The following is an 11,866-nucleotide window of genomic DNA, read 5'->3' as shown; positions in this document are numbered from 1 at the left end:
GATGCAGTCAGGAGGCGCGGGCAAGGCGCAGTTCGATGCCATCCAGCATCAGGCCCAGCCCTTGTTCAAAGCGGGCGTCGAAATCGACTTCACGCCAGATGTCGCGGGCCTGCCAGCAGCGTGGGAAACGGGCTTCGGCCAATGCCATGAAGGTCGCGCCCAGCGCTTCCATGCTGCCGTCGCCCGGCCACGATTGTTCTTCGATGACGAAGCCCATCGTGTAGTAAACGAGATCCATCCCGGTGGTTGCAGCGAAAGGCACCGGCGCGCCCGCGCCGACCAGCGCGGCAATGCTTGCCTCGGCCACCCGCAGCATGTTCTCAGTGGCGAGGAAGGTCCCCACATAGACGCGCGCACCATCGCGGCGCGCTTTGAAGGCCAGACGGAACTCGCGGGCGATCTGCAGCAGGGTCTGTCGCCAGGGCTGGCCGTCAGGGATCACCCGCGCCACGTCGGCGATCATCGCGTCGGCCATGGCGTCGATCAGCGCCTGCTTGCTCTTGAAGTGCCAATACAGCGACGGCGCGCGGATGCCCAGCGAGCAGGCCACTTTGCGCAGGGTAAGGCCTTCCAGCCCCGCCTCGTCGAGGATCAGGAAGGCGGCCTCGACGATGTGTTCCCGGGCGATTGCCTGGCGCATGGACAGCCTTACCTAACGTTGTTAGGGGCGAATCTAACAGTGTTAGGTTGCGCTCGCAAGGGACGATCTTTCCCCCTCGATTTCCTTGGGCGCGCGACATTTCCGCGACATGCCGATCCGATGATTCCGCTCCACGGCAGCGTTGCACGCACGGCTGAAGGAAGTTCCAACATGAAACAGGGTCAGATCGCTCTGATCGGCGCGTCGGTCTGCGTACTGACGATCGTCCTGCTCGTCGTCGTGCCGGGACGCGAGTCCGATACGGTGGACATGCAGCCGCCGGCCGTGCTCACCGTGGAGCTGGTACGTCCCACCGAATCGCTCTTCCCCCTTCGTGTTCCGGCTTCCGGCAACATCGCTCCCTGGCAGGAAGCCATCATCGGCGCGGAGGGGGACGGTCTGCGCCTCACGGAGGTGAACGTCAACGTGGGCGACACGGTCCGCCGAGGGCAAGTGCTCGCCGTGTTCGATGCCGGTATTGTCGGCGCGGAGCATGCCGAAGCACGCGCGTTCACCGCGCAGGTCGAGGCGGAGGTCGCCGAGGCGGAGCTCAACGCGCGGCGCGCGCAGGAACTCGACCGCTCCAGAGTGATGTCGGCCCAGCAGGTGGACCAGTACGTGGTCGGAGCGCGCACTGCCCGCGCCCGTCTGGATGCCGCGCGCGCCGTGGAGAACCGCCAGCGACTTCGTCTGGCACAGACCCGCCTGCTGGCGCCCGACAGCGGGGTGGTCACCGCACGTGCGGCGACCGTTGGCGCAGTGGTACCGGCCGGGCAGGAGTTGTTCCGCATCATCAAGGATGGGCGACTGGAATGGCGCGCGACAGTCGCGGTCGCGGATCTCGGCAAGCTGGCACCAGGCCAGAGCGTCAGCGTGAACGTGCAGGGCCATGCGCCGATGTCGGGCACGCTGCGCATCATTTCTCCCGCCATCGACACCGCCACCCACGATGGCATGGTCTACGTAGACCTGCCCGCTGCCAGCGCACTGCGGGCAGGCAGCTTCGCCCGCGGTCACGTGCAGGTAGGCGAGGTGGCCACACTGACCCTGCCGCAAGGCGCCGTATTGCTGCGCGATGGGTTCAGCCACGTACTGCGCGTGGGCACCGACGCCAGCGTGCGCGTGGACAAGGTAAGCGTCGGTCGCCGCATCGGCGATCGCGTGGAGATCCTGCAGGGGCTGGCACTGACCGATGCCGTGATCGCCTCCGGTGTCGGCTTCCTCAGTGACGGTGACCGGGTCAGGGTGGTTGCCCCACACCCCTCAGTCACACGCGGGGCTGGATCGTGAGTCGCAACATCTCCGCGTGGTCGATCGACAACCCGGTCGCCGTCTCGCTGCTTTTCATCCTGCTGACCTTGGCCGGACTGGCTGGCTTCCGCGCGATGAAGGTGCAGAATTTTCCGGATATCGACCTGCCCACCATCACCGTGGCGGCGGAGTTGCCCGGCGCATCGCCCCCCCAGCTGGAAAGCGATGTGGCGCGGCGGATAGAGGATTCACTGGCCAACATCCAGGGCATCCGCCACTTGAACACCTCGATCACCGACGGCATGGCGACCATCGTCGCCGACTTCGAAGTCGACAAACCGGTACAGGAGGCGATGGACGATGTGCGGGATGCGGTATCGCGTATTCGTGACACCCTTCCTGCGGAGCTGCGTGATCCGGTGATCACCCAAGCGGAGCTGGCAGGTACGCCGTTCCTGACCTACACCGTGTCTTCGCTGCGGCTGGATGAAGAAGCCCTGTCGTGGTTCGTCGACAACCAGGTCGGCAAGCAGTTGTTGGGGGTGCGTGGCGTCGGCGCGGTAACACGGGTCGGCGGGGTCGATCGGGAGATCCGGGTGGCGTTGGACCCAGGCAGCCTGCTGGCCATGCACGCAACGGCTGCCGATATCTCACGTCAGCTGCGCCTGTCGCAGCAGGAAGCACCGGGGGGCCGCGTGGACATGGGGGGCGCCGAGCAGTCCATTCGAACATTGGCCACGGTCGCTTCTGCAGAAGATATCGCAGGCTTGGATATATCGCTCGGCGACGGGCGCAGGACACGCCTGGACCAGATTGCCAGCGTGCGGGACACCACTGCCGAACAGCGCTCGATGGCGCTGGTGGATGGTGTGCCCGTGGTGGCATTCGACATCATGCGCGCACGCGGTGCCGGCGAGATCGAGGTCGCCGCGGCTGCCCAGGCAGCGATCCAGGCGCTGGCAGAGGCGCATCCGCATGTGCACTTCCAACAGGCAGTCAACTTCGTTGATCCCATCCAGGACAACTACGACGGCTCGATGATGCTGCTGTACGAAGGTGCTGCCCTCGCCGTGCTGGTGGTGTTCCTGTTCCTGCGCGACTGGCGCGCGACGCTGATTGCGGCCGTTGCGCTTCCGCTGTCGGCCATTCCGACCTTCGCGGTGATGCAGGTGATGGGCTTTTCCCTCAACACGGTGTCGCTGCTGTCGCTGTCACTGGTGATCGGTGTACTGGTCGATGACGCCATCGTCGAAATCGAGAACATCGAACGCCACCTGCTGATGGGCAAGACGCCCCTGCAGGCGGCCAACGATGCGTCTGCAGAGATCGGGATGGCGGTCGTGGCGACGACCTTCACCCTGATCGCGGTGTTCCTCCCCACCTCCCTGATGGGCGGCGTGGTGGGAAAGTACTTCGTGCAGTTCGGCTGGACCGCCGCTGTGGCGGTGTTCTTCTCGCTGTTGGTGGCACGCATGCTCACTCCCACCATGGCGGCCTATCTGCTCAAGACATCGACGCAGCAGCAGCGTACCCCACGCTGGATACTGCGGTACCTGCGTATTGCCCGGCTGTGCCTGCGCCATCGCCTGCTGACTGCCGCGGGCACCTTGTCACTGGTCCTGGGAGGCCTCGGCATCGCGACGCTGCTTCCAGGCGAGTTCATTCCCGCCGATGATGGCAACCAGACCCAGGTCACTCTTACCCTGCCACCGGGCAGCAGGCTGCAGGACACCGCTGCACTTGCAGAGCGGGCCCGTGTACTGATCAGTTCCGCGCCCCATGTGGTGTCGGTGTACACGTCGATCGGAACCTCCAGTGGCGGCGGCGACCCCGACGAAGGAGGTGCGGCAGCGGCCAGTGTCACGACTGCGGTGATGACGGCCAACCTGGTGCCACGCAACGAACGCAACGGCGTCTCCCGGCAGGACATCGAACACGACCTGCGCGACGCACTAGGCGTACTGCCCGGCGCCCGCATTCGCGTGGGCATGGGCGGCGACAGCGAGGGCTACGCGCTGGTGCTTGCGTCGGATGATCCGACGTTGCTTGCACAGCACGCCCGACTGATCGAGCAGGACCTGCGCACACTCCCGGGCATCGGTGCGGTTACCTCGTCCGCCGCACTGGTACGACCCGAGCTGGTGGTGCGGCCGGACTTCACCCGTGCCGCCGATCTCGGTGTCACCTCGGCTGACATCGCCGAAACGCTGCGGGTGGCCACGGCAGGCGACTACAGCGAAGCGTTGGCAAAATTGAACCTGAGCGATCGCCAGGTGCCGGTGATGGTACGTCTGGCCGACAGTGCACGCGACGACCTGGAGTTTCTGCGACGCTTGCCTGTCCCCGGTGCGCGGGGCCCGGTGCCGCTGGAGAGCGTGGCCGACCTGCAGATGCTGAGCGGCCCCACCGAGCTGACCCGCCATGACCGCATGCGCAACGTCAGCCTGACGGTGGAGCTCAATACCCAGCCATTGGGCAGCGTGGAGCGTGCGGCTGCCGCACTGCCCAGTCTGCGCAACCTCCCCGGCGGGGTAATCCAGAGCACTGGCGGCGATGCAGAGGCCATGGGCGAACTGGCGACCGGCTTCGGCCTGGCCATGCTCACCGGCGTGCTGTGTGTGTACATGATGCTGGTGCTGCTGCTGAAGGATTTCGCCCAGCCATTGACCGTACTGGTGGCACTGGCGTTGTCCATTCCAGGTGCGTTCCTGGCCCTGTGGGTAACAGGCGCCAGCCTCTCCATGCCCTCGATGATCGGTTTGATCATGCTGATGGGCATCACCACCAAGAACTCGATCCTGCTGGTGGACTACATCCTCATCGCGCGCAACGTACACGGGCTGACACGCCAGCAGGCGATCGCGGATGCCTGCCGCAAACGCGCCCGTCCCATCGTGATGACCACCCTGGCAATGGCCGCGGGCATGCTGCCCATCGCGCTGGGACTCGGTGCCGATGCGAGTTTCCGTGCACCGATGGCGATCGTGGTGATCGGGGGCCTGATGACCTCGACCCTGCTCTGCCTGCTTGCCGTGCCCGTTGCCTACAGCATGGTGGATGATGTGATGGACGCACTACGGCGCTGGCGCAGTCCGCGAGTGGATCCTTCAGCGATGACGCCCTTCCGCCGTGCGGGGGAGCAGACGCGATGAGCGCGAGCCTGTGGATGCTCCTGCTCGCCCTGGTCTACATCAGCGCTTCGGTGCTGTATGTCTACCGCTTGCGCGGGCGGGTACGTTACCGACGCTTCTCGCAGTACCTGCGCAAAAGCTGGCCGGTATTCGCTCCGCTGAACTGCGTGCTGTACATGACCACGCGTCCGTCTGCACGCACGGCCGTGATCAGCGCTGATTACCTGCGCGATATCGCGCTCATCCGCTCGCACTGGCAGGAAATACGCGATGAGGCGCTGGCGCTGCACCATGCGGGCGAGATCGAGGCCACCGCGATCCCGGGATCTCCCGGCTACCACGATGCAGGGTTCCGTACGTTCTACAAGCGCGGTTGGCGGAAGTTCTACCTGAGCTGGTATGGCCCTGCGCATGTCTCTGCGCAACGTGCATGCCCGCGCACGGTCCAGCTGCTGGGCCAGGTTCCTGCCATTCGCGGCGCGATGTTCTCCATTCTTCCACCCGGTGCGGAACTCACCCTGCACGCCGACCCCATGGCGTGCTCGCTGCGCTATCACCTCGGCCTGCAGGTGCCCGGTTCGGACGACTGCTTCATCAACGTGGACGGCGTCCCTCTCTCGTGGCACGACGGACAGGATTTCGTTTTCGATGAGACCTATCCACATTTCGCACGAAATGACACCGGGTCGCTGCGACTGATCCTGATGTGCGACGTGGAGCGACCGATGAACCGGTTGGGGCGGGCGTTCAACGCGCTGTACTCCGTGCTCCCTCGTGCGCTGCGCGTGCCCAACACCCACGAAGACAACAGGGGGGCGCTCAATGCACTGTATGCCCTTGTCGCGCCGTGGCGGATCACCGCGCTGAAGCTCAAGGCGCAACGCCGCCGCCTCTACCTGCTGCTCAAATACCTGCTCAATGCCGCCATCCTGTCTGCCGCCTTTGGTCTTCTGTACCTCGTGCTACAGTCCGCCGAACGTGCAGGCCAGTCGGTTCTGGGCGGGTTGAACTGAGGGCCCATGAACAGAGAATCGTTGTGCATCCTCATCGTTGAAGACAATGCCCAGCTTGCAGCGAACCTCTACGACTACCTGGAGGGCTGCGGCCATCGGCTGGATGCTGCACCGGATGGACTGTCCGGCCTGCACCTGGCAACGGCCAATGATTACGACGCCATCGTGCTCGACTGGAACCTGCCCCGTCTTGACGGCCTGACTGTGCTGCGGCGCCTGCGGGGCGAATCGCAGAAGAAAGTGCCCGTCATCATGCTGACGGCACGTGATCAGCTTGCAGACAAGATGGATGGCTTCGAATCCGGCGTCGATGACTATCTGGTGAAGCCGGTCGCGTTGCCCGAGATCGAGGCACGACTGCGGTCGCTGGTACGGCGCCTGCGCGATGCCGGCGCGCCGGACGAACAGCTGCGCATCGGTGACCTGCGCTTTCATCTGGGCAATCTGGAGGCCTATCGCGGGGGTCGCCGCGTGCCCTTGACGCGAACTGGTCGGCGCCTGCTGGAACTGCTGATGCGCGAGACCCCGAAGGTGGTGAGCCGTGCACGGCTGGAGCGCGCGGCGTGGGGTGACAGCGTCCCCGGAACTGACCTGCTGCGTTCGCATATGTACCTGCTTCGACGTGCCATCGAGGTCGACGGTGAGCAACCCCTGCTGCAGACGGTGTCCGGCGCCGGCTACCGCCTGTGTGAGCCGACATGACGGGCACACCCGTACCGCACTCGCGGAGCATCCACTGGCTGACCAGCATCGCGCTTGTTGCCTTCGGCAGCTTGATCCTCATGGCAATGACCATCCAGGCCTTCCGCAGCCAGGACCTGGTCGAACACAGCACGTGGCAGAGCATTCTGCAGGCAGTATCGGCCGATCATGTCGCGCGTCTGCAAGCCGACCGTGGCACGTCGTTGCCGGCCAGCGGCATCATCCGTTCGTGGTACGTGGGACCGGGCACGGACACATCGCAGGTGCCGCCCCACCTGCGCACTGTTCCCCCTGGCTACTACTCATCCGAAGGCGACCACGGCCACTTGTCGACACGCGACAGCTACCACGCCCTGGTAGCGGATGCCCCACCGGGGCGGGTCATCACGATGATCAACATCAACGATCTGGAGGACCAACAGAATCGGGATTCGGTCATCACCGCCCTGTTCGGCGTACTGCTGGCGCTGCTCATCGCAGGCGTGATTGCTTGGCTGCACGCCAATCTGGTTCGACCGATACGGGAGTTGGCCGCGCACATGCGGCTGATCGACCCCCAGTCCCGTGGCGCCCGGATACCCACCAATTACCGCCACGCCGAGATCCAGGTCATCGCGCACGCCAGCAATGCGCACCTGGAACGAGTGGAGCGCTTCGTCGAGCGCGAACGCAGCCTGCTCGATCAGGCCAGTCATGAGTTCCGCACTCCCATCGCGGTCATTGCCGGCGCCGTGGACGTATTGAAGCAGCAATCCCTTCCCACGCCCGCTCAGGCGGTACTGGAGCGCATGGAACTGGCCGTCTCGGATCTGTCTGAAACCATGGTTGCCCTGCTTTTCCTGGCACGTGAGTCAGAAGCGGGCAGCGGACCGGAAGAGGTATCAGTCCTGCACGAGCTGTTGCCTCGCGTCGTGGAAGACCACCAGCATCTGCTTGGCCAGGCCACGACCGCCCTGCGTATCGGGCAGTTGGACCCCACCATCGTGGCCGCACCTGAAGCCATGGTGCGTATCGCGGTGAGCAACCTGACCCGCAATGCCATCGAAAACACCGATACCGGGTATGTGGAGCTGTCCCTGCGCGACGGCATCATCTGCGTGACCGACAGTGGCAGCGGCTTTGATCCGGTTGAAGCCGCGCGACGCTACCGCGAGAGCCTGCGCCATGGCGCGCCGGCGCGTGGACAGGGCATCGGCCTGTTCCTGATCGGACGCATCTGCGACCGCTTCGGCTGGAAACTGTCCATCGACAGCACCGCGATGGGCGGCACCCGTGCCGCTTTGGACGTGCGGGCCAGCGTGATCGAAGAACGCTGAGCCAAACGCCGCCGGTGCCCGACATTTCCGCGACATCCGCCGCCCATCCTGCATCGGACCACTGCAACCGGAGGCATCCACCGGCCCTGCAGGCGAACACCCCGCTCCTGATGAGGCTCCCCCATGTCGAAATACTACCTGCCCCTTCTGCTTTCCGGCCTCTCCTTCAGCGCCGCTGCGCAGAACACCCCTGACCCGGTCGAAGCCGCCGAACAAGAGCCACCGCGCTGGAGCGTGGGCCTGGCGGCGATCGTCTCTGACAGCCCGTACGCGGGTGAGGGCACACGCGTGCAACCGGTTCCCCTGGTCACCTACGAGGGCGAGCGTTTCTACTTTCGGGGAATCGCCGCGGGCTGGCGCTTCGTGCAGAACGACAGTTGGGAAGTCGCGGCGCTGCTGAAGGCACGCTTTGACGGTTTCGAGGTCAAGGACCTGGGCCGCGCGGAGTTGGGACGCAATGGAATAGACCACCGTCTGCTGGAAGACCGCAAGATCGCACTTGATGGGGGACTAGGCGTCAGCTGGGCCGGTACAGCGGGCGAGCTGGAACTGGAGCTCTTGGCCGACGTCACCGACAAGAGCGGCGGCCAACAGGCAACGCTGCAGTACAGCTATCCCATCCCGGTAGGCAAGGGCACGCTGTCGCCGAACGTGGGCATCACCTGGATGTCCAAGGACACCGCCAATTACTATTACGGCACGCTGGACAGCGAAGTGGCCCGCGGCGTGGTCGACTACCGGCCGGGTGCTGCCACCCTGCCGCAGATCGGCCTGAGCTACTTCCGTCCCGTCGGGCGCACATGGTCGCTGCGGGCCAGCGCAGAGTACAGCCGTCTCCCCAGCAGCATAAAGAACAGTCCCTTGCTGGAGCGCGATACCAAGGGCACCGCGTCCGTGTTCGTGGGGTTCTCGCGCGGATTCTGAGTCGGGACCGCGCGCGTTCTCTCCGGCGCTTGCGGCAAGCCGGCGCTGTCCCGGCGCACGCGCGGGGCTTTGCTCATTGCAGATCACCGCCTAACCAGCGCCGCCCATTGGGGGTGACGCAACGACAGCTACGGCAGCCGACTGAAGTCGGCTCTACCGGGCATACGTGACCGGGCGTACGTGAACGGGCGTACGTGACCGAGGGTACATGACCGGGGCTGGGTGACCGGGGCTGCGTGTAGCCAGGGGCACGTGTAGCTGGGGCTGCGGGCAAAAAAACGCCCGGCAGTGCCGGGCGTCGTCTGCTCCGCAGGAACAGGATTACTTGATCAGGCGCAGGGTGAACGGGTAGCGGTACGCTTCGCCGTTGTTGGCCTTCACTGCAGCGATGATGCAGAACACCACGTTCAGCACGCCGACCACCGGCATCAACAGCGCGCCGATGAAGACGATCATCAGCACTACGCAGATCGCCATGGCGATGGCGATGGTGATCTGGAAGTTCAGCGCTTCCTTGGCCTGGTCGGTGACGAAGGCCTTGCTGGCGTCATCCTTGTTGATCAGCCAGATGACCAGCGCGCCGATGAACCAGGTGAAGATACCCAGCAGGTGGGCAGCCAGTGCCATGGTGCGCTGATCGGCCGGGGCCGGGTCGAGGCTGGTCGGCGGCGGCGGCGGGGCGGTGACGTTGTCGAATTCGCTCATGGAAAACTCCTTTTAAGGTAATGGGTCAGCGCGGCCCGCTCCCCGCAGGCCGTCACAGCCCGGCAAGAGTACGCCATTCACGACATCAATCGTTACCGGCCACCGTCATTTTTCCGACCAGCAGCGAGCCCATCGAAACGTGCGAGCGGGGGTCGATGTCACTGCCGATCGCCTCGATGGACTGGAACATTTCCCGCAGGTTGCCGGCAATGGTGATGCCATCGACCGGGTACAAAATCTCGCCGTTCTCCACGCGGAAGCCACCGGCGCCGCGCGAGTAGTCGCCGGTCACGGCATTCACGCCCTGCCCCATCAGTTCGGTCACCAGCAGGCCATTGCCCATCTGCCGGGCGATCGACCGCATATCCAGGCCCGCTTCGCTGGGCGCGATCTGCAGGTTGTGCACGCCGCCGGCATTGGCGGTGGTCTGCAGGCCCAGCTTGCGTGCCGAATAGCTGCCCAGGATGTAACGCTGCAGCACGCCATCACGCACGATGGCCGAGGTGCGGGTGGCCACACCGTCGCCATCGAACGCGGCCGATCGGCGACCACGGCGCAGGTGCGGCAGCTCGTCGATCTGCATCCAGGACGGGAACAGCGTCGTGCCCACGCTGTCCAGCAGGAAGCTGGCTTCGCGGTACAGCGCCCCACCGGACACCGCCGACAGCAGGTGGCCGATCAGACTGCGCGCCACTTCCGGGGCGAACAGTACCGGCATGCTGGCCGTCGCCAACGAGCGCGGCTGCAATCGGGCGATGGTGCGCTCGGCCGCCTTGCGCCCGACGGACGCGCCGTCCTCGAGGTCCTCACGGGCCAGCGCACTGGTGTACCAGCCGTCCCGCTGCATGCCATCGCCGTGGCCGGCGATCAAGGCCACGCTCATGGAATGATGGGTGCCGCGCTCGCGGCCAAAGAAACCGTGCGAGTTGGCATACACCGACAGGCTCTGGCCGGTGGACACCGAGGCGCCGTCGGTATTGCTGATGCGGGCATCGCTCTCGCGGCCAGCCGCTTCGCAGGCCAGCGCCAGATCGATGGCGTGCTCGGCCTGCAGCGCCCACGGGTGCCAGCCATCCAGATCCGGGAATTCACGGGCCATCAGCTCGGCATCCGCCAGACCGGACGCGACGTCATCTTCGGTGTGGCGGGCAATGGCGCAGGCCTGCTCTACCGTGGCCACCAGGCTGGACGGCTGCAGATCGGCGGTGCTGGCGCTGCCCTTGCGCTTGCCGAAGTACACCGTGACCGCGATGCCGCGGTCGGCAGTGGATTCCACTGTCTCCACTTCGCCCAGGCGGACATTCACATCCAGCCCGCGATCCTCGCTGCAGGACACCTCGGCCTGGCTGGCGCCCAGTCGGCGCGCATGGTCCAGCAACTGCTGGGAAATGTCGGCCAGCTGTTCCAGCCGGGCCTCGGGGCCAGTGGCAACGGCCGCTTCAGGGGCGATGACGTTCAATGCTTTATCCTGTACAGGTTGGGCCCGGCACGGCGCCGGGCGACGTATTTACGAAAGTAGGAAAGACGATGCGCGGACGCGACGAAGAAACCGGTGAATTCCACGATAAAAGCCGCAAGCAGAAGCGCAACGATGCGCTGGACGTGCTTGCGCTGGGCGAAAAGCTGGTTTCGCTGACACCGGCGCAGCTGGCGCGCCTGCCGGTGCCGGAGGATCTGCTGCCGCACATCGCCGAATGCAAGCGCATCACCGCGCACATCGCGCACAAGCGGCAGCTGGCGTTCCTGGCCAAGCACATGCGGCGCGAGGAAGAATCGGCGCTGGATGCGATCCGCGAGGCGCTGGACGCCAACAGTGATACCGGTCGCCGCGAAGTGGCGATGATGCATCGTGCCGAAGATTGGCGCGAGAAGCTGATGAACGACGGTGACGCGGCGCTGTCCAAGCTGCTGGGCGAATACCCGCAGGCGGACCGGCAGGAGCTGCGCACGCTGGTGCGCAATGCCCAGGCCGAAAAGGCGAAGAACAAGCCGCCGCGTGCGTACCGCGAGATCTTCCAGGTGCTGCGTACGCTCATGCTGCCGGCGGCGCTGGGGTTGATCGTGACCGACAGCGACGAAGACGTGGACGCTGACGAAAGCAGCGACGCGACCGAAGACGCCCAGGACTGAGGTCCGCCGGGGCGGGAAAGCCGCCGAGCCTGGCTCGGCGCTACCCAGGCTCAG

10 protein-coding genes are annotated in these 11,866 nt (G+C 65.3%); 7 read left to right on the top strand and 3 right to left on the bottom strand.

Translation table 11 applies throughout. The features are described 5' to 3' along the window. Positions 1-7: 7 nt before the first annotated feature. Positions 8-640, bottom strand: coding sequence for a TetR/AcrR family transcriptional regulator C-terminal domain-containing protein (locus IFT58_RS08520; protein ID WP_188326667.1), 633 nt, complete (start codon positions 638-640; stop codon positions 8-10). Between the two features lie 171 nt (positions 641-811). Here IFT58_RS08520 and IFT58_RS08515 point away from each other — a divergent pair, with 171 nt between their 5' ends. The 6 genes from IFT58_RS08515 (at position 812) to IFT58_RS08490 (ending at position 8,977) form a co-directional block, all read left to right on the top strand. Continuing rightward, the gene (locus tag IFT58_RS08515; protein ID WP_192094470.1) at positions 812-1,930 is read left to right on the top strand and encodes an efflux RND transporter periplasmic adaptor subunit; all 1,119 of its coding nucleotides are present in this window, start codon (positions 812-814) and stop codon (positions 1,928-1,930) included. Beyond that, positions 1,927-5,043 (top strand): efflux RND transporter permease subunit, encoded by a 3,117-nt coding sequence (locus tag IFT58_RS08510; protein WP_192094469.1) that lies wholly within the window; start codon positions 1,927-1,929, stop codon positions 5,041-5,043. Before IFT58_RS08515 ends, IFT58_RS08510 begins: the two co-directional genes overlap by 4 nt. Further along, positions 5,040-6,035 (top strand): aspartyl/asparaginyl beta-hydroxylase domain-containing protein, encoded by a 996-nt coding sequence (locus tag IFT58_RS08505; protein ID WP_192081861.1) that lies wholly within the window; start codon positions 5,040-5,042, stop codon positions 6,033-6,035. Before IFT58_RS08510 ends, IFT58_RS08505 begins: the two co-directional genes overlap by 4 nt. Before the next feature lie 6 nt (positions 6,036-6,041). After that, a complete protein-coding gene (locus IFT58_RS08500; RefSeq protein ID WP_192094468.1) occupies positions 6,042-6,737 on the top strand; it encodes a response regulator transcription factor in 696 nt (231 codons plus the stop codon). Further along, on the top strand, positions 6,734-8,053 hold the full coding sequence (locus tag IFT58_RS08495) for a HAMP domain-containing sensor histidine kinase (RefSeq protein WP_192094467.1): 1,320 nt from the start codon (positions 6,734-6,736) through the stop codon (positions 8,051-8,053). Before IFT58_RS08500 ends, IFT58_RS08495 begins: the two co-directional genes overlap by 4 nt. A gap of 123 nt (positions 8,054-8,176) precedes the next feature. After that, positions 8,177-8,977 (top strand): MipA/OmpV family protein, encoded by an 801-nt coding sequence (locus IFT58_RS08490; RefSeq protein WP_192094466.1) that lies wholly within the window; start codon positions 8,177-8,179, stop codon positions 8,975-8,977. A 321-nt stretch (positions 8,978-9,298) separates the two neighbouring features. On the opposite strand, the gene IFT58_RS08485 is transcribed toward IFT58_RS08490, so the two are convergent. Next, positions 9,299-9,682, bottom strand: coding sequence for a DUF4870 domain-containing protein (locus IFT58_RS08485; protein WP_188326664.1), 384 nt, complete (start codon positions 9,680-9,682; stop codon positions 9,299-9,301). Between the two features lie 85 nt (positions 9,683-9,767). After that, on the bottom strand, positions 9,768-11,141 hold the full coding sequence (gene pmbA / locus IFT58_RS08480) for a metalloprotease PmbA (RefSeq protein WP_192094465.1): 1,374 nt from the start codon (positions 11,139-11,141) through the stop codon (positions 9,768-9,770). Between the two features lie 68 nt (positions 11,142-11,209). On the opposite strand from pmbA, the gene yjgA reads away from it, so the two are divergent. Further along, positions 11,210-11,812 (top strand): ribosome biogenesis factor YjgA, encoded by a 603-nt coding sequence (yjgA, locus tag IFT58_RS08475; protein ID WP_192081866.1) that lies wholly within the window; start codon positions 11,210-11,212, stop codon positions 11,810-11,812. Positions 11,813-11,866: the final 54 nt, after the last annotated feature.

It is taken from the genome of Stenotrophomonas sp. CFBP 13718 (assembly GCF_014842145.1).
GTDB lineage: Bacteria > Pseudomonadota > Gammaproteobacteria > Xanthomonadales > Xanthomonadaceae > Stenotrophomonas.
Note: the sequence above shows the minus strand (reverse complement) of the source record. Positions and strands in the feature narration are given on the sequence as shown.

Coding starts and splice junctions, on each gene's coding strand:
- IFT58_RS08520 (WP_188326667.1), bottom strand. CDS start 640: ATGCGCCAGGCAATCGCCCGGGAACACATCGTCGAGGCCGCCTTCCTG.
- IFT58_RS08515 (WP_192094470.1), top strand. CDS start 812: ATGAAACAGGGTCAGATCGCTCTGATCGGCGCGTCGGTCTGCGTACTG.
- IFT58_RS08505 (WP_192081861.1), top strand. CDS start 5,040: ATGAGCGCGAGCCTGTGGATGCTCCTGCTCGCCCTGGTCTACATCAGC.
- IFT58_RS08500 (WP_192094468.1), top strand. CDS start 6,042: ATGAACAGAGAATCGTTGTGCATCCTCATCGTTGAAGACAATGCCCAG.
- IFT58_RS08495 (WP_192094467.1), top strand. CDS start 6,734: ATGACGGGCACACCCGTACCGCACTCGCGGAGCATCCACTGGCTGACC.
- IFT58_RS08490 (WP_192094466.1), top strand. CDS start 8,177: ATGTCGAAATACTACCTGCCCCTTCTGCTTTCCGGCCTCTCCTTCAGC.
- IFT58_RS08485 (WP_188326664.1), bottom strand. CDS start 9,682: ATGAGCGAATTCGACAACGTCACCGCCCCGCCGCCGCCGCCGACCAGC.
- yjgA (WP_192081866.1), top strand. CDS start 11,210: ATGCGCGGACGCGACGAAGAAACCGGTGAATTCCACGATAAAAGCCGC.